General features: G+C 69.7%; 21 protein-coding genes. 15 read left to right on the forward strand and 6 right to left on the reverse strand.

Going from position 1 to position 21,002, the window contains the following annotated elements; genetic code table 11:
* The first annotated feature begins 89 nt into the window (after positions 1–89).
* From AC4D2C_RS12530 to AC4D2C_RS12545, 4 genes are read left to right on the forward strand one after another with little or no spacing between them, the layout of a single operon-like run.
* Positions 90–1,097 (forward strand): Bug family tripartite tricarboxylate transporter substrate binding protein, encoded by a 1,008-nt coding sequence (locus AC4D2C_RS12530; protein WP_490915212.1) that lies wholly within the window; start codon positions 90–92, stop codon positions 1,095–1,097.
* A gap of 3 nt (positions 1,098–1,100) precedes the next feature.
* Positions 1,101–1,643: a tripartite tricarboxylate transporter TctB family protein gene (locus AC4D2C_RS12535; RefSeq protein ID WP_490905504.1), complete on the forward strand. Its 543-nt coding sequence runs from the start codon at positions 1,101–1,103 to the stop codon at positions 1,641–1,643.
* Positions 1,636–3,285, forward strand: a complete 1,650-nt coding sequence (locus tag AC4D2C_RS12540; RefSeq protein WP_490915213.1) for a tripartite tricarboxylate transporter permease — start codon at positions 1,636–1,638, stop codon at positions 3,283–3,285. The genes AC4D2C_RS12535 and AC4D2C_RS12540 overlap by 8 nt, the downstream gene beginning before the upstream one ends.
* A complete protein-coding gene (locus AC4D2C_RS12545; RefSeq protein WP_490915214.1) occupies positions 3,282–3,674 on the forward strand; it encodes a universal stress protein in 393 nt (130 codons plus the stop codon). Before AC4D2C_RS12540 ends, AC4D2C_RS12545 begins: the two co-directional genes overlap by 4 nt.
* 99 nt (positions 3,675–3,773) lie before the next feature.
* Here AC4D2C_RS12545 and AC4D2C_RS12550 read toward each other — a convergent pair whose 3' ends face one another.
* Positions 3,774–5,315 (reverse strand): HNH endonuclease, encoded by a 1,542-nt coding sequence (locus tag AC4D2C_RS12550; RefSeq protein WP_490915215.1) that lies wholly within the window; start codon positions 5,313–5,315, stop codon positions 3,774–3,776.
* Between the two features lie 1,404 nt (positions 5,316–6,719).
* On the opposite strand from AC4D2C_RS12550, the gene AC4D2C_RS12555 reads away from it, so the two are divergent.
* From AC4D2C_RS12555 to AC4D2C_RS12590, 8 genes are all read left to right on the forward strand, one after another.
* Entirely contained in the window at positions 6,720–7,871 is a 1,152-nt protein-coding gene (locus AC4D2C_RS12555) for a glycosyltransferase family 2 protein (RefSeq protein ID WP_490915216.1), read from the forward strand.
* Between the two features lie 15 nt (positions 7,872–7,886).
* Positions 7,887–8,042, forward strand: a complete 156-nt coding sequence (locus AC4D2C_RS12560) for a hypothetical protein (protein ID WP_490905509.1) — start codon at positions 7,887–7,889, stop codon at positions 8,040–8,042.
* Between the two features lie 131 nt (positions 8,043–8,173).
* Positions 8,174–8,827, forward strand: coding sequence for a polysaccharide deacetylase family protein (locus AC4D2C_RS12565; protein WP_490915217.1), 654 nt, complete (start codon positions 8,174–8,176; stop codon positions 8,825–8,827).
* A complete protein-coding gene (locus tag AC4D2C_RS12570) occupies positions 8,824–10,290 on the forward strand; it encodes an ArnT family glycosyltransferase (protein ID WP_490915218.1) in 1,467 nt (488 codons plus the stop codon). Before AC4D2C_RS12565 ends, AC4D2C_RS12570 begins: the two co-directional genes overlap by 4 nt.
* A gap of 27 nt (positions 10,291–10,317) precedes the next feature.
* Entirely contained in the window at positions 10,318–13,074 is a 2,757-nt protein-coding gene (locus AC4D2C_RS12575) for a galactose oxidase early set domain-containing protein (protein WP_490915219.1), read from the forward strand.
* Positions 13,071–13,601, forward strand: a complete 531-nt coding sequence (locus AC4D2C_RS12580; RefSeq protein ID WP_490915220.1) for a hypothetical protein — start codon at positions 13,071–13,073, stop codon at positions 13,599–13,601. Before AC4D2C_RS12575 ends, AC4D2C_RS12580 begins: the two co-directional genes overlap by 4 nt.
* Positions 13,602–13,647: 46 nt before the next feature.
* Complete coding sequence (locus AC4D2C_RS12585; protein WP_490915221.1) at positions 13,648–14,817, forward strand: LysM peptidoglycan-binding domain-containing protein; 1,170 nt, start codon at positions 13,648–13,650, stop codon at positions 14,815–14,817.
* Positions 14,818–14,872: 55 nt separating this feature from the next.
* A complete protein-coding gene (locus AC4D2C_RS12590) occupies positions 14,873–15,892 on the forward strand; it encodes an LLM class flavin-dependent oxidoreductase (protein ID WP_490915222.1) in 1,020 nt (339 codons plus the stop codon).
* Between the two features lie 41 nt (positions 15,893–15,933).
* Here AC4D2C_RS12590 and AC4D2C_RS12595 read toward each other — a convergent pair whose 3' ends face one another.
* Complete coding sequence (locus AC4D2C_RS12595; protein ID WP_490915223.1) at positions 15,934–16,653, reverse strand: GAF and ANTAR domain-containing protein; 720 nt, start codon at positions 16,651–16,653, stop codon at positions 15,934–15,936.
* A gap of 203 nt (positions 16,654–16,856) precedes the next feature.
* On the opposite strand from AC4D2C_RS12595, the gene AC4D2C_RS12600 reads away from it, so the two are divergent.
* Complete coding sequence (locus tag AC4D2C_RS12600; protein WP_490915224.1) at positions 16,857–17,594, forward strand: GAF and ANTAR domain-containing protein; 738 nt, start codon at positions 16,857–16,859, stop codon at positions 17,592–17,594.
* A gap of 18 nt (positions 17,595–17,612) precedes the next feature.
* Here AC4D2C_RS12600 and AC4D2C_RS12605 read toward each other — a convergent pair whose 3' ends face one another.
* On the reverse strand, positions 17,613–17,864 hold the full coding sequence (locus AC4D2C_RS12605) for a hypothetical protein (protein WP_490915225.1): 252 nt from the start codon (positions 17,862–17,864) through the stop codon (positions 17,613–17,615).
* A gap of 201 nt (positions 17,865–18,065) precedes the next feature.
* Positions 18,066–18,947, reverse strand: coding sequence for a hypothetical protein (locus AC4D2C_RS12610; RefSeq protein WP_490915226.1), 882 nt, complete (start codon positions 18,945–18,947; stop codon positions 18,066–18,068).
* A gap of 196 nt (positions 18,948–19,143) precedes the next feature.
* Here AC4D2C_RS12610 and AC4D2C_RS12615 point away from each other — a divergent pair, with 196 nt between their 5' ends.
* Together AC4D2C_RS12615 and AC4D2C_RS12620 are read left to right on the forward strand one after the other, a co-directional pair.
* Complete coding sequence (locus tag AC4D2C_RS12615) at positions 19,144–19,953, forward strand: hemerythrin domain-containing protein (protein WP_490915227.1); 810 nt, start codon at positions 19,144–19,146, stop codon at positions 19,951–19,953.
* Between the two features lie 119 nt (positions 19,954–20,072).
* Positions 20,073–20,228, forward strand: a complete 156-nt coding sequence (locus AC4D2C_RS12620; protein WP_490905522.1) for a hypothetical protein — start codon at positions 20,073–20,075, stop codon at positions 20,226–20,228.
* Here the strand turns inward: AC4D2C_RS12620 and AC4D2C_RS12625 are convergent.
* Positions 20,225–20,449 (reverse strand): hypothetical protein, encoded by a 225-nt coding sequence (locus AC4D2C_RS12625; RefSeq protein WP_490915228.1) that lies wholly within the window; start codon positions 20,447–20,449, stop codon positions 20,225–20,227. The genes AC4D2C_RS12620 and AC4D2C_RS12625 overlap by 4 nt on opposite strands.
* A gap of 33 nt (positions 20,450–20,482) precedes the next feature.
* A complete protein-coding gene (locus AC4D2C_RS12630; protein WP_490915229.1) occupies positions 20,483–20,932 on the reverse strand; it encodes a hypothetical protein in 450 nt (149 codons plus the stop codon).
* Positions 20,933–21,002: the final 70 nt, after the last annotated feature.

A 21,002-nucleotide genomic window follows, 5' to 3' on the forward strand; every position in this document is an offset into this window, starting at 1 on the left:
ACGACCGCATGCTTTACCGCCCGTCAGCAGCCTCCCTAGCCTGGGACCAGCAGTGGTGACCCCCATCACATCTCAAGGAAGAGAACACCATGATGATCGAACGCACGACGACGCGCCGCTCGGCCCTCGCATCCCTCGCCCTCGTCTCCGCGCTCGCCCTCTCGGCCTGCGGCTCGATGACGGAGAGCACCACCGCCGGGGACGCGGAAGGCACCATCGAGAAACTCAACATCGTGGTTCCCGCCGATCCGGGTGGAGGCTGGGACCAGACGGGCCGGGCCATGGAGACGGACCTCAAGGAGAACGACCTCGTGGGCAACGCCTCCGTGGTCAACGTCGGCGGCGCCGGCGGCACCAACGGCCTCGCCCAGCTCGCCACCGAGACCGACCCGAACACGCTGATGGTCATGGGCTACGTCATGGTCGGGGCCGTGGAGACCAACAAGGCCACCACCCGCATCGAGGACACCACCCCGATCGCCCGGCTCACCGAGGAGCCCCTCGTGATCGTGGTCCCCGCGGACTCGCCGTACCAGACCATCCAGGACCTCCTCGACGACATCGAGGCCAAGGGCAAGGGCGTCTCCATCACGGGCGGCTCGGCGGGCGGCGCGGACCACATCCTCGCCGGCTCGGTGCTGAAGGAGGCCGGCATCTCCCCGGACAGCCTCAACTACATCCCCTACTCCGGCGGCGGGGAGTCCCTCGCAGCACTGCTCGGCAACAAGGTCAACGCCGGCGTCTCCGGCGTCGGCGAGTACGCGGAGCAGGTGGAGGCCGGCAAGCTCCGGGCGCTCGCGGTGTCCGGCGACGAGGCCGCCCCGCAGCTGCCCGACACCCCGACCCTCACCGAGGAGGGCGTGGACGTCGTGCTCACCAACTGGCGTGGCGTCGTCGCTCCCGGGAACATCGACGAGGCCCAGGCCGAGAAGCTCACGCAGCTCGTGACCGACCTGCACGCGACCGACACCTGGAAGGCCACGCTCGAGGAGAACAACTGGTCGGACGCGTTCCTGTCCGGCGAGGAGTTCCAGGCCTTCCTCGACGAGGACATCACGAGCGTCAAGACGACGCTCACCGACATCGGACTGCTGTAGCCCATGAGTACCTCCATCCAGAACAACCCCGGGAGCGGCACCACCACCGCTCCCGGCAAGCCGATCGGTGAGCTGGTCTTCGCGCTCCTGATCGTCAGCATCGGCGTCGTCGGATTCGTGGCCGGTGCGGGGATCCAGACCCCCACCTCGGCCAGCGATATCGGACCCCGCGCGTTCCCCTACGCCGTCTCGGCGCTGCTCGTCGCCGTCGGCGTGGGCCTGGTGATCCAGGTGCTCCGCGGCCACCGCGGCTCCGCGGACGAGGGCGAGGACGTGGACCCCGACGCGAAGACCGACTGGCTGACCGTCGGGAAGCTCGCCGGGTTCGTCCTGCTGCACGCGTTCCTGATCGTCCCGCTCGGGTGGCCCCTCGCCGCGGCCATCCTCTTCTTCGGCGCCGCGTGGTCCCTGGGGGCCCGCCCCTGGTGGCGGAACCTCGTGACCGCGATCGTCCTCGCCCTGGTGGTGCAGTTCGTGTTCGGCGGCCTCCTCGGCGTCTCACTGCCTCCGGGCTTCCTCGAAGGGCTGGGTGTCTTCGGTGGATAGCTTCTTCCTGCTGATGGAGGGCTTCGCCACGGCGATGCAGCCCATGTACCTCCTCTTCGCGCTCGGCGGGGTGCTCGTCGGCACCGCCGTCGGCGTGCTGCCCGGCATCGGCCCGGCCATGACGGTCGCCCTGCTCATGCCCATCACCTACAGCCTGGAGCCGACGGCGGCGATCATCGTGTTCGCCGGCATCTACTACGGCGGCATGTACGGCGGGTCCACCACGTCGATCCTGCTCAACACGCCCGGCGAATCGTCCTCGATCGTCACGGCGCTCGAGGGCAACAAGATGGCCAAGGCCGGCCGGGGAGCGGCAGCGCTCGCGACCGCGGCGGTCGGCTCGTTCGTCGCCGGCACCATCGCGACCGTCCTGCTGAGCTTCCTGGCCCCGTACGTCGCCGCCTTCGCCGTGCAGATCGGCCCCGTCGAGTACGTGGCCCTGATGATCGTCGCCTTCCTGACGGTCGGCGCGCTCCTCGGCTCGTCGGTGCTGCGCGGACTCGCGTCCCTCGGCCTCGGCCTGTTCATCGCCCTCGTGGGCTTCGACGCCCTGACCGCACAGCAGCGGTACACCTTCGGCAGCCCGTTCCTGGCCGACGGGATCGACGTCGTCCTCGTGGCTGTGGCGCTCTTCGCCGTCGGTGAGGCGCTCTACGTGGCCTCGCGGCTGCGGCACGGGCCCATCAAGGTGATCCCGGTGACGGGCGGCTGGACGAGCTGGCTCCGCAAGGACGACCTCCGCCGCTCCTGGAAGCCCTGGCTCCGCGGGACGTTCATAGGCTTCCCGGTGGGCACCATCCCGGCCGGCGGCGCCGACGTCGCGACCTTCCTGTCCTACGCCTCCGAGCGCAAGCTCGCCAAGGGCGAGAACAAGAAGCAGTTCGGCAAGGGCGCCATCGAGGGTGTCGCCGGCCCGGAGGCCGCCAACAATGCGGCAGCCGCGGGCGTCCTCGTGCCCCTGCTGACGCTCGGCATCCCGACGACGGCGACGGCCGCCATGATGCTCGTGGCCTTCCAGCGGTACCAGATCCCGGTGGGCCCGCAGCTCTTCGAATCGAACAGCACCCTCGTCTGGGCGCTCATCGCGAGCCTCTACGTCGGCAACCTGATGCTCCTCGTCCTGAACCTGCCGCTCGTGGGCATCTGGGTCAAGATCCTCCAGATCCCGCGGCCCTACCTGTACGCGGGCATCCTGGTGTTCGCCGTGCTGGGCGCGTTCTCGGTGAACTTCACGCCGATCGACGTGATCATCCTGCTGATCGTCGGCATCCTCGGGTTCTTCATGCGCCGCTTCGGCTACCCGATCGCGCCGATGGTGGTGGGCCTGATCCTGGGTCCGATCTTCGAGAGCCAGCTGCGCCGATCGCTCGCCATCTCGCAGGGAGATCCGGTGGCCCTCATCCAGTCGCCGGTCGCAGCGACCATCTACGTGGTCCTGATCGTCATCTTCGCCCTCTCGTTCCTGCTCAAGCGGCGTCAGCGCCAGTTCGAGGCGATGGTTGCCGCGAACGCCGACGCGTCGGACGTCGTCCGCGGTTCCGCGGCGCCGTCCGAAGGAGCTCCGACGGAAGCGACGGCGGCGACGACCACAACTGCTCCGACGACCTCGAGCACCCCCGACCGGAAGGACACCGACCGATGAGCGCCATCGTGGTGGGCTACGTGCCCAACGCCCTGGGGGAGGCCGCCGTCGCCGAGGCGGTGGAGGAGGCGCGACGCCGTGGGGCCGAGCTGGTGGTCATCAACACCACGCGGGCCGACCGCCTCGTCAACCCTGCCTACGCCGACTCCGAGGATGTCTCGAAGCTGGAAGGCATGCTCAGCACCACCGGCGTGCCCTACTCCATCCGCCACAGCATCTCGGAGGCGACGGCAGCGGAGGAGGTCGTCGACACGGCGGAGGAACTGTCCGCGGAGCTGATCGTGATCGGGCTGAGGCATCGCACGCCGGTCGGCAAGCTCATCATGGGGTCGACGGCGCAGACCATCCTGCTGTCGGCACCGTGCAACGTCCTGGCGGTCAAGCTCTGACACGGTGACCGTCCGCGGTGGGATCCTCCGCGGTAGAGTCGCCCGCGACCCGGCGGCCGTGCGAAGGCACGACTGCCGGGTCGCTGCTCTGCCCGGTCCCTAGGCGGCGACGGGGTGCAGGATGAAGTCGACCACCGAGTGGGTGAACGGCCGCGTCCGCCGGCGCCGAGGCGAGCCGGGCAGTGGAGGCGCGCTGGAGACGTAGGTGTGCCCGGTGGGGGTGCGGTACTCGATCGCGTGCCGTGGGCGCGGCAGGGGCCGGGATGACCAGCCGGGAGCTTCCTTGACGTAGTTGCACCTCTCGCACAGGCCCTGCCCGCCGTCGGCGTTCGTGGTCCCGGTGATGCGCCACGGGACGATGTGGTCGGCATGCCGGATCGGCGCATCACAGTACGGTGTGCGGCAGGTCGCGTCCCTCGTGGCGATCAGGCGCCGAAGCCCGGGAGGGAACAGGCGGGCACGGGAGTCCATCGCCACCAGGTGGCCGGTCTCCGGGGCGGTGTAGAGCCGGCGCAGCCACGCCTGAAGGGCGGCGTCGGTCGCTTCCGTTCCGTCCGATGGGTTACCGCTGCCCTCCATGCGCTTCTGTGCGCCGCCCCGGACCAGATCTCGGGCTACCTGGGCCGGGACGGTTCCGTAGCCGGGGAGATAGGCCGGCTCGCTGTCGCCCTGGAGCAGGGTGCGGTCGGTCATGATCAGCTGGACCTCCGTCCGCACCACTCCTGCGGGCGACCCGGTGAGACGTCCAACGAAGGCGTCGGCCATCAACTGGCCGCGGCCGCGCCCGTGGCTGCCGCCCCCGCCGATCTCGGCGTCGGCATGGCGGGACAGGGCGGAGTACGCGCTGATGGCGTCGGCGGCGGGGAGCAGGGCTGTCAGGTAGGCCATGGTGTCCGGAGCGGGCCGGCAACTGACATGGCGCTCACCGACAGCCTTGCGGGCTCGAGCCACGGCGGCCTCCGGCTCGAGGCGGTAGGCGATCGTGCGTGTCCTGTTCCTCAGGCCCCGGGTGCCGACACCATCGAGCGCGCCGGTATCGGCCGCCAACTCCGAATCCACAGCGTGCCTGTTCCCGGTGCTGAGGCAGACGGTCTCGCGGACGATCTGCGTGGCGCGCCACTCGTCCAGGACACCCGTCTGCAGAGCCCTGAGCGTGCGTGGCATATCGGCCACCAGGATTCGAGCGAAGCCCAGCAGCCGCGAGCCCTGGTGCGGGGATTCGCGCCGTGCCAGCGCGACTTCCACGCCTACGCCCCGCCCGCACTGACCGGCCGGCACGCCTGCGGCTGCCTCCGCTCGTCGTCGAGCGGTGTCCAGCGCCAGGGCCGCGAGGGCCTGGTCGGCCGCTATCGCACTCTTCAGGTCCTCGAGCGCCCGCAGGTGCGAGATGAGCGCCTCCTCGTGCCCCTCCGGGATCGCATCAGGGCGGGCAACGGCGGTCGGCCTGCCGCAGGACGCGCAGGCGACGTCGGAATCGGGGTCCGCAGCATCACCCGGCGGGGTACCAGCGGGAAGCGACGCCGAGAGGTTCTTCGGAGCTGCGAGGCTCGCTATCCATCCGTGCACCACGGACGTGTTCACGGCCGGCACGTAGGCGCCGGGGGAGTGGTCGTCCTGAGCGCCTCCGCCATTGTCGAACATGTATTCTATTGTACCCTTTGTGATATAGAACACAATGGCTAATTCTGCTCTGCGGGAGGACGCCGGAGCGCCGGCGACTGCCCCGTGAAGGCCCGTGAGGCGCAGGCGGGGGAGAGTCCGGCCGCACCTGCCCGAGCGTGCTCGACCGACGGGGCGAGGAGCCGATGCGAGATTGTCCGCGCGGGATATCAGACAGGTCGGGACAGGCACACTCGGAATCAGCAACTTCATCTACCTGTTCCCGAATTCGAACTACTCGCGGATCCCATTCAATTCCCCCCGTTTCGGTACTTCCAGCTCCTACCAATCCTCCAAGAGGCAGAATTCGACACCCGGGGTAATCCCCCGAGGTCGGCATGAATCATTTGTCCCGTGGATCGACGCACTCGATCGAGGCCGTGAATCCCAGGGGTTGAATCAACCCACCGGAGACGCATTCTCGGTGAACGATCCGATGGAGCCACGCATGTACGACGTGGCTCCGAAGCGAGCGCCGAGTCGGTCGGTGGCCGCCGCGCGATAGGGCCGGCTGCGCAATTGCGAGCGCCCTGAATGGGTACTCCTGCTTCAACTCCTCGGTGTTTCATCGGGGCCGTGCTCCCATCACCGTGTGGCCGTCGAGTACTGAGGAGATTTGTTCGGGATCCACTCCGCAGGGGTCCCTCCATCACGGCTATGAAGAGCCGGCGCCGGATCGATTGCGCAGGTCAGGGCGCAGTTGACGTTGCCCTCCGCCCTTCTGTGAGTGGCCGCCGGCCGCTGGCCGTGTGTCCTCGTGGAGCTCCGGCACCTGCGCTGTCGCACCGTGCAACGACGTCGTGACCCGGCGCCTCTTCACGCCGGGAATGGGCTGAACCATTCCGTCCCGAGGGCCGTCCCATTTGTGATGAACGACACTTCGTGCGCCAGGGAAGAATTGCCCCCTGTCCATTGATGGTTCGGCTACGCGGATACGAGTAGGAGGCGTCAGGCGTATCGGGGCAAATAACCCGGAAAGGACAGGAAGGGACTGCCATTCGTTTGTCGGGCCGTCGCAGGCGTACCGAGTAAAGCGGTTCAGTCGGGCAAGTAGTCCCCGACGGAAGTGGAGTAGCACCTACTGGTGATCGAGTCGGAGAACCGGCACAAGCTTTGTCGTGAACGCAAATCAATTGTCCGATCAGCTGTAGTCCGGCTGTCGAGAGGGCAGTCGTGAAGCGCTTTCCTGATTGCGCACAAGCGCATTCTGTCTCGTCGCGAGCCATTGGGCTCGTGGTCTCACTTCAAGAGGAGCGCAGTCATGACTGCCACTACCGCTACGCCCCCCGCCCGGGCCTCTGAACCGCAGGAGAGTCCCCGGCCGGAGCAGGAACGGCCCAGGGTCCCGTGCAGCCGCTGCGCGGAGGTTCAACATGGAGGCCCGTCGTGCAACTGACAGCGGACCAGTTCTCCGTCGGGGGTATCGAACACCCCGCCGACCCTGGAACTCACGGCCTGGACCTGTCCGGCCTGAACCGGCCGGGGCCCCGCATCGTGTCGCTCATCCCGGCGCACAACGAGCAGGACGGCATCGTCAAGACCGTCCGCAGCCAGTTCGCACAGACCATCGAACCCGCGCTGGTCATCGTCATGGCGGACAACTGCACCGACGACACCGTGCGACTGGCCCGCGAGGCCGGCGCGCAGGTGGTGGAGACGGTGGGCAACAAGGCCAAGAAGGCCGGCGCACTCAACCAGGGACTGGCCTTGGTCATGCCGCTGCTCGACGACGGGGACTACATCCTGGCCCAGGACGCGGACGGCGAACTCAGTAACGACTTCGTCAAGAACGCCCTGTGGGCCTACGACGTGAAGCCGAACCTGGGCGGGGTCTCGGGCTGCATCATCGCCCGGACTCCCAACAACTTCATCGAACGCGCCCAGGCCATCGAGTACGCACGTGGCACCCGCCTCATGGGGCGTCAGGGTGGCAAGGTGCACGTCCTGTCCGGTGCCGCCTCGCTCTTCCCCGTGCACGTCTTCCGGGCCATCGCCGACGCACGCGGCACGACGCTTCCGGGCGCCGCCGGGAGCGTCTACATGGAGGACTCGCTCACCGAGGACTACGAGTTGACTCTCGCGATCAGGCACCTCGGCTTCGACTGCACCAGCACCAAGCGCTGCCCGGTGGTCACCGACGTCATGCCGACGATCCGGGACCTCGAGGTCCAGCGCCTGCGCTGGTACCGAGGGGCCATGGAGTCGCTGTGGCTCTACGGCTGGAACAAGATCACCCGCCGCACCTGGGGCGGGGTCGCGTTCACGTTCTTCTCTTCCCTGCTCTTCCCGGCCGCGCTGCTCGCGCTGGTCCTGAGCTGGCTGCTGTGGGACATCACCCCCAATCCGTACTACTGGTTCCTCCTGCCCATCTTCATGGCGGAGAACATCGTCACCGCGTACCGGACCAAGGACAGGGCGTCGATCCGGACGGCCATCTTCTTCGTCCCTCTGTGGCTCTATGACAACGCCATGTTCATCGTGTACTGGCGTTCCCTGCTAGGAGCCGTGCGCCGCGAGGCGCGCGTCTGGATCACCTGAGAGGAGGAAAACCAAATGTACGGAGCAAACGGAAGTCTCGCTGCAACCGGCGCCTCGGCCACCGCACTTGCAGCCACCGGGCTGGATGTGTTCTGGATCATCGTCTCCGGCGTGGCGTTCATCATGGCCGGCGTCGTGCTGACGCGGCTGCGCCCCAAGGAGGAGTTCTGAGCCGCTCGGCGGCCCTGCGTGTCAGGGCCGCCGTCGCGGTGCTCGTGCTGACCGTCATGGGCTGCGCGAGCCAGGAACCACTACCACCCATTCCCATTCCTCGGTCCGAGAATCCGGCCGAGGCCGCGGACATGAGTCACCTGCCGGAGCTGACGGCTCCCACCGCTTGTGCCGGCTATGTGGCGCTGACGTTCGACGACGGACCCACGGAGTTCACCTCGGACCTCCTGGCCGTGCTCGCCCACTACAAGGTCCCTGCGGTGTTCTTCAACAACGGCGTCCAGGAGCGGGCACGCCCCCGCGAAGTGGAGCGCACGAAGACTGCGGGTCATCAGCTGGGCAACCACAGCATGACCCACCCCGACCTGCTGTCCATGGATCTGGAGGCGGCCCTCGCCGATATCGACGCGTCGACGGTCGTGCATCGCGACCTCGGGCATGAACCCCCGACGATGTTCCGCCCGCCGTTCGGCAACACCAGCCCCGAACTCAGGGCGGCCGTCGAGGGCCGGGGAATGATCGAGGTCCTGTGGACCGTCGACTCCAAGGACTTCGAGGCCACGACCGCGGAGCAGGTGGCCGAGCAATCCAAGGGCATGACGGACGGCGGGATCCTCCTCCTGCACGACGGCAAAGCCCTCACCGTGGACGCGCTGCCCCTGATCATCGAGCACTACTGGGCGCAGAACCTGTGCTTCGGCCAGGTCGTCACCGCTGACACAGAAATTCCCACTGCCTGGTTCGGCTTGACCCACCGGGCACGAGCAAGCAAGCAGGAGCCATGACCACAGCGACCCTGATGCGTTCCGAAGCATCGCAGATCACCCCAGCAGCCCGCCCGCCCATGAGCCGCGCGAAGAGGCAATGGCTGCTCCTGGGCCTCGTCCTCGCCTACGGCGTCGCGCTCGCGGTCCGCCTGCGCAACACCGCCTTCATCGACGAGGCGCTGTACATCAATGCGGGCAATGCTTATCTGGACTACTGGTCCGAGGGCCGTCCACTCGGTGACGCCGGTGCCTTCTTCTCGGGTCTGCCCGCGCTCTATCCCGTGCTGGCAGCGCTGCTGGACTCCGTGGGGGGCCTCTACCTCGTGCGGGCGTTCAGCCTGCTGTGCGTACTCGGCACGGCTATGGCCCTTTACGGCACGGCGCGGCACCTGTGGGGCAAGCGCGCAGGCCTGCTGGCCGCGGCCACCTTCATGCTGTCCGGCCCGGTGATCTTCACCGGCTGGCTCGGCACGTTCGATGCCCCGGTGATCTTCCTGCTCGCCGCGGGTCTGTGGATCGGCCTCACCCGGAAGGGCTACCCTTCGGCCGTCCTGCTCGGCGCCGTGCTGGCCCTGGCCGCCATGACCAAGTACACGGCCGGCATCTTCGTGCCGGTCGTGCTCGCAGCGACGCTCGTCCTGGGCGTTCTCGGAGCGCGTCGGGCACTCGTCGCCGCCGGAGTGGCGCTCGGCATCCTGGCCACCCTGTGGGCGGTATGGGGGGAGAGCATCGCCCGGGACGTCGCCTTCACCACCACCGACCGGACCGCCCTGTCCCCGACCACCACGGGGGCTCTCCTGGGTCTGGTCGGCGATCACCTGATCGTCGTCCTGCTGCTCGCAGTGGTGTCACTGGTACTCATGGTCCGAGCCGGCGACCGGCGGCTGCTGATCCTGGGCTCCGGTTTGGTGCTCGCGTCGATGGCGCTGCCCATCGGCCAGATGATCCTGGGTGAGGCGGTCTCGTTCGAGAAGCACCTGGCCTACTCGGTCATGCTCCTCGCGCTCCCCGTCGGGTGGGGCCTGGCGCGCTTCTCCCGCTACCCGCTGATGGTCACTCCCGTCGTGATCACAGTGATGATCATGGCGTTGTTCCCCCTGGTGCGTGCCGATGCGATGTATCGCTGGACCAACGTCCAGAGCGTGGTGGCGGCGATCGAGTCCGACCCCCGGGAGGGGCTCTACATCAGCTCATCCACCGACGCCCTCGACTACCACACGAGCGACCTTCCGGGCCTGGCCTGGGAGACGACGTTCGAGCTCTACTTCGAGGGCGAGGGCAGCATCCGCTCCGCCATCGACGACGAGCGCTACCAGGCGGTGATCCTCCGCAGCTCCACCCTGGGGAACCCGGAGCAGGACGCCGCACAGGCCGTGCTCCTGGACGCCCTCGAGGAGAGCTCCGTCTACTCCCTGGCCTTCGAGCCATTCCCCGCGTCGCCCGCCCCGGGCGACAACTGGCTCATCTACACCCGTGGCTGATTCGTCATGGGAAAAGAAAGGGATCGAATGAATGCTCTACGGGCTCTCCGCGTCCGGGGCCTGGCCGTGCTGACCACCGTGCTTCTGGTCGGCCTGGTCGGTGTCTCGCCCGCGAGCGCCGCGCCGTGTACCTGGGGGACACAGTGCGTCGCCGTCAGCATGTCCGCACCCGCCTCCGGTGCCACCCTCAGCGGCACCGTGCCACTGGAGGCGACCGCGCGGGCCACGCAGCCCGCCCGCGGTGCGATCGTCAAGGTCGAATGGTGGCTCTACCACCCCGACTTCACCCGGCAGGTCCCCGAGAACGGTGAGGGCAAGATCCTGCTCGCCGAGTCGACCGCACCGGCCGCAGGTACCCGCACGGACGGCACCTGGCGCAGTTCCTGGGTCGTCGCCAACCGGATGACCACCAGGGACGGGGCCTACGAGCTGCCGGGCACGCGTACCTATACCCTGCCGAACACGGCGGGGTATACCGTCGAAGCGCACGTCCTCGACGAGGAGTGGGTGCGTACCTGGGGCGGGCCTCCCGGCCGCAGCCCGGCAGCCAATGTCACCATCAACTTCGGTGGCACCACCACGCCTCCACCGACGACGACCCCTCCGGCCGCCAACGAGGTCCGCATCGGCTCCGCCGTCCGCACCCTGACCGGCACGAACATCTACCGCGCGGCGGGGGCCCTCGTGCGCTACACCGGCACGCGGAGCCCGGCCAACCCGTACGGTGTGGAGGTGGCCGTCGGACCCGACAACAAGGTCACGGCCGTCTCGCGCTACCAGCCGGGCATGGCGATCCCGGCCGGAGGCTACGTGCTGTCCGGACATGAGGCCTCCGCTGCCTGGCTGGACGCCAACGCCCCGGTCGGCGCGACGGTTCAGGTGGGTGGTGGCACGACGCCGCCGCCGACGCCGACGCCGACGCCGACGCCGACGCCGACGCCGACTCCGACGCCGACGCCGACGCCGACTCCGACGCCGACCACCCCACCGCCGACGACCCCGCCGGCCGCCAACGAGATCCGGATCGGGACGGCGAAGCACGTCCTGAACGGCACCAACGTGGCGCGTGAGGCCGACTACCTGGTGCGTTACACCGGCACCGCGAGCCCGGCCAACATGTGGGGCTTCGAGGTCGCCGTCGGAGCCGACGGCAAGGTCGCCTCGATCAGCAGGCGCCAGCCGGGTATGGCCATCCCGGGCGGAGGCTACGTCCTGTCCGGCCACGGCGAGTCCGAGCGCTGGCTCGAACTCAACGCGCCGGTCGGCGCGACGGTCACCCTGCCGGGCGGGACGCCGCCGCCGACGACGACACCCACGACGCCGCCGCCCACCACCCCGCCACCGGCCACCGGCCTGGCGGCGACAGGGCGCTGGAGCATCGCGAATGCCCCGCTGCCTGCCCGGGCGATCCACTCGACGCTGCTGCGCGATGGCAGGGTCCTGCTGCTCGCGGGCTCCGGCAACAACACCGGCGACTTCGACGCCGGCACCTTCAAGAGCGCCGTGTGGAACCCCTCCACCGGGGCGTTCAAGGAGATCCGGGTGCCCTACGACATGTTCTGCGCGGGGCACGTCACCCTGCCGGACGGCCGGGTGCTCATCAGCGGTGGCACCGAGGGTTACGCAGGCCACAAGAACGCGGTCGGCTACGTGGGGTCCAAGCAGTCCTACATCTTCGACCCGGCCACCGACAGCTACACCAAGGTCAACGACACCATCGAGGGCCACTGGTACCCGACGCTGACCAAGCTCGAGAACGGCAACATCTGGTCCGTCGGCGGTTACGACAACCGCGACGGCGTGGCCAAGGGTTCCACGGCTGTGGAGATGTTCAACGCCACGACCAACCAGTGGCAGTCCCGTGCGGCCACCCCCCAGACCAACCGGTACTGGGGTACCTACCCGCACTTCTTCCTCATGGCCAACGGGAATCTGTTCTTCACGGGTGGCTACACCTTCGGCAATTCGCCGTCGGCCACGGGGTCGGTCATCCACAACTGGCGCAACGCCACCAGCGGCGACGTCCCCGGCCTGCGGGACCGGCAGCTGCGCGACCAGGCCAGCTCGGTCCTGCTTCCTCCGGCGCAGAACCAGACCTTCATGATCGCCGGTGGCGGCTCGACCGACCGAGGCGGGGCGACCAACAGCGTCGACCTGATCAACCTCAACTCGGCCAACCCCGCCTGGACTCCCGGACCGGCGCTGCCCGGGTCGGAGGGCCGGATGTACGTCAACCTCACGACGCTGCCGGACCGGACCGTCCTGGCCTCCAACGGCAGCACGGGACCCCGTGCGGGCAACGTGCTGCGGGCGGCGACGTACAACCCCGCGACCAACGCCTGGACCACGGTGGCGGCGGACCCGGTGGGCCGCAACTACCACTCCTCCTCGCTGGTGCTGATGGACGGCCGCGTGGCGGTCTTCGGCTCCAACCCGGCCGACGGCTCGTTCGAGATGCGCGTGTCGGTCTACGAACCGGGCTACCTGTTCAAGGGCACGCGCCCGACGATCACGGCAGCTCCGGGGGCCACCACCTACGGTGCAGGGTTCGACCTCGGCGTCACCGGCGACGTGGTCAGCGCCTCGCTCACCGCCGTCGGGTCGGCCACCCACCAGACGGACACCAACGCCCGCCTGGTGGACCTGCCCGTCACCGGCACCGGCACGACGCGTCGTGCCTCCGTGCCGTCCAACTCCGCGCTGCTGCCGCCCGGCCCGTACATGCTCACGGTCCTGGATGCCAGCGGTACCCCCTCCGTCGCCAGGATGGTGAATGTCCGATGAGAGCAAAGATCATGGCAGCGGCAGCAGCAGGACTGCTGCTGCTCAGCGGGTGCGCAATCGAGTCCGCCGTAGGCGCCCCTGGCGCTCCGGGCGTGGAGGCGCCCCCGGTACAGGCGGCGGACGCCCGGCCGGATGCGCAGATCCCCGAGGCCGACGTCCCGATCGCGGACGTCGCTCCCGAGGCCGCGGAGGTCAACGAGCCCGGGCCTGAGCAGGCGCAGGGCATCACGATGACCTCCGACACGGTCAAGGGCCTGGAGGCGGGTGATGTGTCGGACACGGCGCTGGCCGGCGGATGCGTGCCGGGCTACGGCACGGACGGGCGGTGCCTTCCACCCATCCCGCCCCGGCTGGCGGCCGAGCACGCCGGTCATGCGGGGATGGACGGGCCGGAGATGGCCATGTTCTACACCTGCGAGGATGTCCGGGCCCTGATCCCCGACGGCCTGGCCACGGAGGAGGACCCGCTCGGGCTCGACTCCAACGGGGACGGCATCGCCTGCGGCGCGGGTGACGACGCCAAGTAGGACGATGACAGGCAGACAACACGGACGAGCGGCGGGAAGGCAGCACATGGTCACCCGCCGCTCGTTCGTCCTCGGAGCAGCCTGGGCTGCCGCACTTCCCTCCCTGACCGATCCCTACGGCAAGCCACTCCCGGCATTCAGGAGCAAGGTCATGACGCCACTGCCGAGCCGCGTGGTCGCCGGCTACTGGACGCACTGGGGCTCGCCGCTCCGGCTCAAGGAGATCCCGGCGCACTACAACACCGTCTTCCTGTTCTACGCCACCCCGGTGGGCGGCGCACCGGGCACCACCGGTGCCGTGCAGTGGAACGATCCCGGTGACGGGCGCGGAGCGGCCACCCACTTCGCGGCGGACCTGGCCGAGTTCCGCAGGACGCGCACGGCGATCCTCACGGTCGGAGGCGCACAGGCCAACGTGGACATCTCCACGCGTGCGCGCGCCCAGACCTTCCTGGACAGCATCGAGCGCATCTACGGCGAGCTCGGCGGATTCGACGGGCTCGACTGGAACAACTACGAGGGCGACCAGCAGCCCAACACCGAGCAGATGATCTGGGTCTCCCGGCAGCTCAAGGCCATGTACGGGCAGGACTTCGCGATCACCAGCCCACCGGCGCCCTGGCGTGCGGTCGACATGGTCCACTGCAGGGCGATGATCGACGCGGGCGTCCTGGACATGGTCAGCCCCCAGTACTACGACGGCCCCGACCTCTCCGCCGAGAACTACATCGTGCGATCCGTCGACGAATGGGTGGCAAGGATGGGCGACGCCGGCCGTGTCGGCGTCGGCTTCGGCCTGGGCAATGCGGCCAACTACTCCACCCGCGCCGTCGTCGAGGGCGCGTGGAAGACCGTGGCTGCCCGCCATCCCGGGATCCGGGGCGCCTTCAACTGGTCCTTGTCGATCGACGAGGGACTGGGCTGGCCGTTCGCCACGGACATCGGCCCCCTCGTGAAGATCGGTGTTCCCGAGACGACCCTGCCGCCCGTCCTCCCGATTCCGCTGCCCTCCCCGAGCCGCACCCACACCGTGGTCGCGGGGGACACCCTGTCCGGCATCGCGACGCGTCTCGGTATCGCCGACTGGAAGGAGATCGCCGACCTCAACGACGACGTCGAGCCCGAGGGCCTGCGTCCTGGCCAGCGCCTGGCGCTGCCCGACACCGCTGGGGAGCCGGCCGTCCCGGATCCGCTCGCGCCGCATCCTCCCGCATGAACGGTCCGGCACCGGCCCCGGGAATGGGGACACGCACTCCAGCGCTACAGGGGGCATGAAGAAGATCGGATTCCTGTCCTTCGGCCACTACCAGGACGTGCGTGGCTCCCTCGTCCCGACGGCCCGCGAGGCCCTCGTCCAGGCCGTGGAACTCGCCGTGGCCGCGGAGGAGCTCGGCGTCGACGGCGCCTACATGCGCGTGCACCACTTCGCCCCGCAGTACTCGGCGCCCTTCCCGCTGCTGGCGGCGATGGCCGCACGGACGAAGACGATCGAGCTCGGAACCGGCGTGATCGACATGCGGTACGAGAACCCGCTCTACATGGCCGAGGAAGCCGCGGTCACCGACCTCATCAGCAACAGGCGGCTGCAGCTCGGTATCAGCCGCGGCTCGCCCGAGACAGCCCTGGACGGCTTCCGCAGCTTCGGCTACGTACCCGGGGTAGGCTCCACCGACGCCGATCTCGCCCGTGACAAGACGGCCCTGTTCCGCGCGGCGATCGCCGGGCACGGTATCGCGGAGGCCAACCCCCGCATGACGGGCAGCACGGGGAAGCTGCCCGTCGATCCGCTCTCACCCGGACTCTCCGAGCGCATCTGGTGGGGCTCGGGCACCAGGGCGACGGCGCGGTGGACGGGGGAGCAGGGCATGAACCTGATGAGCTCGACGCTGCTGACCGAGGACACGGGCGTGCCGTTCGACGAACTGCAGGCCGAGCAGATCGACGTCTTCCGGAAGGCGTGGGCGCAGGCAGGCCACGAGGGGACGGGGAGGGTCTCCGTGAGCCGCAGCATCCTACCCATCGTCAGCGAGACGGACGAGTACTACTTCGGCGTCCGTGCCCAGCGGGAATCGACGGACCAGGTGGGGATCCTCGACGGCGCACGGTCCCGCTTCGGGCGAAGCTACATCGGGCCCCCCGACGTCATCGCCGACCAGCTCGCGGCCGACGCAGCTGTGCAGGCCGCCGACACGGTGCTGGTGACGATCCCCAATCAGCTCGGCGTCGAGTTCAACGCAGCGCTCCTCGGGAACATCGTCAGGTTGGTGGGCCCCGCAGCCGGCCTGCGCTGACATCACCCGGCGCGCGGCGAGGCGGTCCGGGTACCGGCTGCCTAGGACGCGGCGGGGTTCACGCCGCCGGTCAGTTCCAGGGCGACCTCTGCCACGGTGCGCCGGCCCTCCTGCGCACGGGCGACGAGCTCCCGCAGGGCCGCGCGGTCGTCGATGCCGCGCTGCGCCATGAGGATGCCCTTGGCCATGCCGATGCGGTCACGCGTCTGCAGGGCGCCGGCCAGTTCGGTCCGGATGCGCAGGGGCGTCTCCGTGGTCTGCACATGACCGAGCAGGGCAGCGGCGGAGGCTGCGAAACGCGACAGCGCGTGCTCGGTCGCCTCGTCGAAAGCATGGGCCTCCGTCGAGTAGACCTTCATGGCGCCGATCGTGGTCTGCCCCTGGATCAGCGGAACGCTCTGGCAGGAGCGCACCGACATCTCGGCGGCCGCCGCAGCCCACCGCGGCCAGCGCTGACCGGGAGCGGTGGTGTCGTCGGCCCGTGCCGGGCTGCTCGTGGCCCACGCGTCGAGGCAGGGCCCCTCGGAGAGTTCGTACTGCAGCTCGTCGGCTCGCAGGACCGATCCGTCGGTCGCGCCGCTGCTCGTCCGTCGGCCATGGTGGATGAGGGAGACGCCGGCGCCGGTGGCGCCGGGAATGAGATCCCTCGCCGCTTCGGCGAGGAGGTCCACGGCGTGCTGGACGGTTTCTTCGGTGAGGAGCAACCCGCGGATACGGCCGAAAGCCGCGGCGAGGTCGTTGAGAGTGGGTTCGGAGTTCATGGTGTGCCTTCAGAAATCCTGTGTCGGTCAGAACCGACGGTAGATCCAGCCCACTACTGGACCGATTCCAAGATAGCGGCCGCGCCCGCGCGTGGCAAATCTCCTCATCCGGTATGCAGGGTCGGCACCATGGCCGGGCCGGAGCATGGTTTGTACCATGGGTGCAGTTGTCCGGTCGGCGTCTCGCTTCGAAGGGATCTGCGATGAAGGAAAGGCCCGCTCTCCGGTCCCTCGAGCACACGCAGCACCTCCTGCAGGACCTGGTGATGACCAGTACGGGGCTCGACGACTTCCTCCAACGGCTCGTCGAGATCGCATCCGGGGCACTCGCGGGGGATCCGGGGCGTGTCATGGTGGGCGTCACCGTCCTGCGGCAACGCGCGAAGGCCGCGATCACAGGTACCTGCCCGACGGCACGCACCCTCACCGCCATGCAGTACCGGTTCGGCGACGGTCCCGCCGTGCAGGCGGCCAACGGCGGGACGGTGGAGGTGGAGGATTTCCTGCGGAGCGCCGACTTCCCGCTCTACGGCGCAGCGGCACTGCAGCGCGGCATCCGCTCCGCCCTCGGGGTGCCGGTCCCGCTGGACGGCCCGGAGACGGCCGTCCTCACCTACTATGCGCGTGAACCCCGTGCCTTCCCCGAGGAGACGGTCCACCGGGTGGAGCAGTTCACGGCCACGGCGGCCACGCCGCTGGGACTCGCGGTCCGGCTCGCAGGGCTCACCGACAGGACCGAACAGCTCACCGCTGCCATGGAGTCCCGCACGACCATCGACCTGGCGGCGGGAGTGATCATGGCGCGCAGGGGGTGCACGCAGGACGAGGCGATCGGGCTCCTGCGCGCGGCCTCGAGCGCGCGGAACATGCGGCTCCGGGACCTCGCGTCGGACGTCCTCGCGAGCACCGTCGAGGCCCCGGTCAGCACGCACTTCGACTGAGCCGTACGCCTGGTCGCGTCAGGGCCGTCGGGAGGCGGACGCGGACGCGGCGAGTGCCTCGGCCGCCTCGCTGCCCGCGCGGTCGAAGGCATGGGGCCGAGCCGCATAGACGTTCAACGCCGCCTGCCCCTCGTCCCCGAGGGCGATGGGCACCCCGAGGATCGACCGGATGCGCCCGGTGTCGAGCCGCCCGAGATAGGTGGCCAGCGCGGGTCCAGCGCCGTGTCGGAGCAGTACACCGTCGTCCCCGTCGCGGCCGCTTCGAGGCACGGCCCTTCCTGGAGACGGTTCCGGAACTCGTCGGCTCTTCGTGCGAACTCGTCGAGGAAGGCCTGGATATCGGCCGTCCCGGTCAGCAGCGCGAACAGCTCGTCGCTGACACTGCTCAGTTCCTGCTGCTCTTTCACATCGTGTCCCTCGGCCCGGCCGACATGGCGCTCCGCAGTCTACGCCGCGCGTGCCGGCGCCGGTTCAGTCACCGAGGGTTGAGCGGTCTGCCGCGGCGCGGTCCACTTCCTCCTTCGCCCCGGCGACGGCGTCGTCCGCCTCACGGGCCGCCCGTTCCAGGCCGGCCGCCTCCGAATCGATGTCGGCGTGTTCCCTGCGCAGCGCCTCCAGGCGCTCCTCGAGATCCTCGATCGACGCGGCCACCCCGTCGCGCCGCACCGCCAGGCGCTGCGATCTCCGCTGCAGATCCGCGGCGGCGTCCTCGGCTTCCGCGAGTGCGTCGCGTGCCGCTGCGAGACGTGCCTCGGCCTCCTCGCGCTCGCGGGCGCCCGGTTTCTTCGGGCTCCGCTCGCGGCCCGGGGTCGTGTCGTCCACGCTGTCGCCGTCCTGCCCGGGAGCGGTGAACGGGCCGCCCACGGCGCCCGTCAGGTCCACCGGATCCCAGCCCGACGCCTCCAGTGTGCGGACGAGCCGCCCGGTCAGCACCGCCGCGGCTGCCGCCGGGTCCGCGAGGGCGGCACGCAGCGTCTGTTCGACGCCGGGCAGGGCGCCGGACCCGGCGTCGACCCCGGCCTCCGCGGCCGCCTCGAGCGACTGGCGGGCGACGGCGGCGAGCAACCGTTGGCGTTGCTGGCCGAGCGCGTGGAGCTGAGCCCGGTCGAGGTCGGCCTGCGCCTCCTTCAGCGAGGCTCCGAGCTCCAGTACCTGCTCCACCTCGTCCCTGCGGCGGGTGACGAGCAGGTTGACGAGCCAGGCGGCCGAGGCGGGCTTGGGGAGTTTGCGCAGCACGGCGGCGAGATCCTTGTCGCCTGCCTGCGAGGCCTGCTTCGCGGCAGCGTTGCGCGCCTCCGTGAACCGGTCGAGCGGCAGCGCGTAGAGGGCCGAGGCCTGGTCCACGAGGTCCATGGTGCTGCGTCCTTCCGTCCGGCCCGCGGTGCCTCACCCGGGAGCGGGATCCACCCCGGCTGCGAGCACGCCCGATTATAGGCACCGGGGCTCCGGGGAACCAGCACCATTTGGCCTGTGTGGATCGTCCGCCGGCGGGTAGAGATGGAAGAGGTGCCCCGCACGGCTCGATGTCCCCCCCGTCCCAGGAGATTCCTTGTACACCTCGGTAGCAGACCAGACCACGGACCAGCTCGGCGGACCCCTCAGCGTGCTCGTGCGGCAGAAGCGGGACCATGTGAGGCTCAGCGCGCTGATGGAGCGCCTGAGGGGGACCGCCGGCGAGGACCAGGCTGCGGTCCTGCTCGACATCTACCGCCTGGTGTTCCCCCACGCCTTCGCCGAGGAGTCGGTACTGTGGCCCGTCATGCGCCGGGTCCTCCCGGACGGCGAGGAGCTGACCCTCGAGGTGGAGCGCGAGCACCAGGAGGTCAACGAACTCGTCACCAAGCTCGAAGGGCTCGAGGACGGGTCTCCCGAGCGGGCGGACGTGCTCGGTCGCCTCACGGAGGTCCTCGACGACGACGTCCGCGACGAGGAGGACGCCCTGTTCCCGCGACTCCAGGCCCGGGTCACCCGGCGGGAGCTGCAGGTGCTCGGCGTGCTCTGGGAATTCGTGCGGCGGATCGCCCCCACACGCGCCCACCCGGTGGTCGCCCGCCGCCCGCCGGGCAACGTCGTCGCCGCCCTGCCGCTGTCGGTCCTCGACCGCTGCCGCGACGCCGTGGACCGCGCGCTCCTCGGCGCTCCCGACTCCGCGACGCCGGCACTCCACCGGGCCAGTTCCACGCTCGCCGCGGCCTCGCACGCCGTCGAACTGCTGCCCATCATGCGGTCCGGCGAGGATCCCTCCACGCGCGCCGTCGCAGGCAGGCCGCCGTTCCCGTGGGGGGCCGCGGTGCTCGGTGCCGCCGCCGCCGGGCTCGTCGTCGTCGCCCTGCGCCGGTCGGTACGCCGGCGCGGATAGGGCTCCGGCGTGCCGCGTCCAGCTCCAGGCCGCTGCGGCGCAGGGTGGCCGCGGGTCGCGGGTCGGTGTGTACTGGGTGGAGCGGCGTTGCCCGCCCCTGCGAGGAGAGGACGTATGCGATGGAAACCCGATGCCCCAGCTGCGGGTCTGCCCTGACCGAGCTCGACGAGGGTCAGTGGCCGGCCGAAGGGCCTGTGCCGGCCGGGACGATCGCCGTGTTCCAGTGCGAGCAGGACCACCGGGTCACGGTCGGGCAGACGCAGGTCTCGGCCTAGGCTCCCGCGTCCTCGATGATGCGCGAGAGCTCGTCGCGGAGCACCCGCGCCTCGTCGACCGTGATCTCGAGATGCTGGTCCTGTTCCACCCAGCCGATCCTGATCATCGGCCGGTCCTGCGCGTCCGCGGTGTGGGACAGCCCGACGGCGAGGGCACGGCCCCCGGTTTGCGTCACGTCTCCGACGATCAGCTCGCCGCCGTCATCCTCTGCAATGGCCATGGCTCCTCCTCGGGTCGGATTGCTCCTCCCATGCTAGGCGCCCGCCTCGGCCGGGCGCAGGGCGAGATTCGGGTGCAGCAGTTCGAAGCCCTCGGCGGTGAGGGCATCCCTGTCGAACGCGTCCGGCAGCAGGACCACGGTGGCCCTGCTGTCGCGGATGCTGGGGCCCGCCGTCCCGGATTCGAGGGGCGCGCATTCGAGACCCACCCCGATGCCCTCCTCGACCAGGAGGCACACGGTGCCCTCGGTGCCCGTCCCGTCCACGGGCGTCGCCGCGAAGTACTCGACGCCGTCGCGTTCGGCCAGGAAGCGCGTGCTGTCGAGGTCGATGCCGTCGAGGTCCGTCCGGATGGTCAGGACGTCCTGCTCCGTCTGCTCCTGATCCAGCAGCCCGATCACCGGTCCCGTGCAGCCCGTGAGGGCGAGCACCGCCGCGCCGCTCCACGCGGCCGGCAGCAGGATACGGGACGGCAGGCGGCGCATGGGACTCCTGGGGACGGAACGGGAGGTGGCGGTCCCAGCCTAGCGAGGCACCGCGCCTAGTGTGGAGGCC

Source organism: Arthrobacter sp. TJ-240, assembly GCF_058269195.1.

Excerpts from the sequence above, each read along its gene's own strand:
- AC4D2C_RS12570 (WP_490915218.1), top strand. The coding sequence starts at position 8,824 with ATGACCACAGCGACCCTGATGCGTTCCGAAGCATCGCAGATCACCCCA.
- AC4D2C_RS12625 (WP_490915228.1), bottom strand. The coding sequence starts at position 20,449 with ATGGCCATTGCAGAGGATGACGGCGGCGAGCTGATCGTCGGAGACGTG.
- AC4D2C_RS12530 (WP_490915212.1), top strand. The coding sequence starts at position 90 with ATGATGATCGAACGCACGACGACGCGCCGCTCGGCCCTCGCATCCCTC.
- AC4D2C_RS12590 (WP_490915222.1), top strand. The coding sequence starts at position 14,873 with ATGAAGAAGATCGGATTCCTGTCCTTCGGCCACTACCAGGACGTGCGT.
- AC4D2C_RS12580 (WP_490915220.1), top strand. The coding sequence starts at position 13,071 with ATGAGAGCAAAGATCATGGCAGCGGCAGCAGCAGGACTGCTGCTGCTC.
- AC4D2C_RS12545 (WP_490915214.1), top strand. The coding sequence starts at position 3,282 with ATGAGCGCCATCGTGGTGGGCTACGTGCCCAACGCCCTGGGGGAGGCC.
- AC4D2C_RS12585 (WP_490915221.1), top strand. The coding sequence starts at position 13,648 with ATGGTCACCCGCCGCTCGTTCGTCCTCGGAGCAGCCTGGGCTGCCGCA.
- AC4D2C_RS12620 (WP_490905522.1), top strand. The coding sequence starts at position 20,073 with ATGGAAACCCGATGCCCCAGCTGCGGGTCTGCCCTGACCGAGCTCGAC.
- AC4D2C_RS12575 (WP_490915219.1), top strand. The coding sequence starts at position 10,318 with ATGAATGCTCTACGGGCTCTCCGCGTCCGGGGCCTGGCCGTGCTGACC.
- AC4D2C_RS12600 (WP_490915224.1), top strand. The coding sequence starts at position 16,857 with ATGAAGGAAAGGCCCGCTCTCCGGTCCCTCGAGCACACGCAGCACCTC.
- AC4D2C_RS12550 (WP_490915215.1), bottom strand. The coding sequence starts at position 5,315 with ATGTTCGACAATGGCGGAGGCGCTCAGGACGACCACTCCCCCGGCGCC.
- AC4D2C_RS12630 (WP_490915229.1), bottom strand. The coding sequence starts at position 20,932 with ATGCGCCGCCTGCCGTCCCGTATCCTGCTGCCGGCCGCGTGGAGCGGC.
- AC4D2C_RS12610 (WP_490915226.1), bottom strand. The coding sequence starts at position 18,947 with ATGGACCTCGTGGACCAGGCCTCGGCCCTCTACGCGCTGCCGCTCGAC.
- AC4D2C_RS12565 (WP_490915217.1), top strand. The coding sequence starts at position 8,174 with ATGAGTCACCTGCCGGAGCTGACGGCTCCCACCGCTTGTGCCGGCTAT.
- AC4D2C_RS12595 (WP_490915223.1), bottom strand. The coding sequence starts at position 16,653 with ATGAACTCCGAACCCACTCTCAACGACCTCGCCGCGGCTTTCGGCCGT.
- AC4D2C_RS12560 (WP_490905509.1), top strand. The coding sequence starts at position 7,887 with ATGTACGGAGCAAACGGAAGTCTCGCTGCAACCGGCGCCTCGGCCACC.
- AC4D2C_RS12535 (WP_490905504.1), top strand. The coding sequence starts at position 1,101 with ATGAGTACCTCCATCCAGAACAACCCCGGGAGCGGCACCACCACCGCT.